The organism is Pseudoalteromonas sp. G5_S1_14_S5 (assembly GCF_054968605.1).
This window is the reverse complement of record NZ_JBQKUM010000238.1, coordinates 1-408: the sequence shown is the minus strand read 5'-3', so window position 1 is coordinate 408 and position 408 is coordinate 1. Positions and strand designations below refer to the sequence as shown.

At 46.8% G+C, this 408-nt stretch carries 1 pseudogene; it reads right to left on the bottom strand.

The window, feature by feature from the left end:
- A pseudogene (locus ACTRWI_RS22715) lies at nt 1–408 on the bottom strand (transposase); the annotation flags it as partial.

Below are 408 nucleotides of genomic sequence, written 5' to 3'. Positions count from 1 at the left end.
CTCCGGGCTCAAAATAGGGAATTCCGTCTGACCATTCCTATGGTTGAGGTATCAAACGTCACCAAGCCTCCCCCGGAAGTCATGTCGTAAACGTGACGCCGATATAGGTGGGCGTTTTAGGTATCGGCCGAGGTAACTTATGGTGGGGGTCACGTTGGCTGTTTTCTTTGCAAAGTGTAGCTTCCATCGACTTCAGTATTGGCTGGTTAAAAATCGGGACCAATCTTGTTTATTGCGAATATAAGGGCAATCTTCTCCACTCAAGTCTAACTCTGCGTAATGGAAAGTGAGAAGTTGAGTGATGGCACCGCGCCAACACTTCTCAGTGGTCTTAGCTTTAAAGAAAATGGGCTTCCATAGACCAGTCTTCTTACATAAACCACCACGTGTGACAGACAAATGGATGTG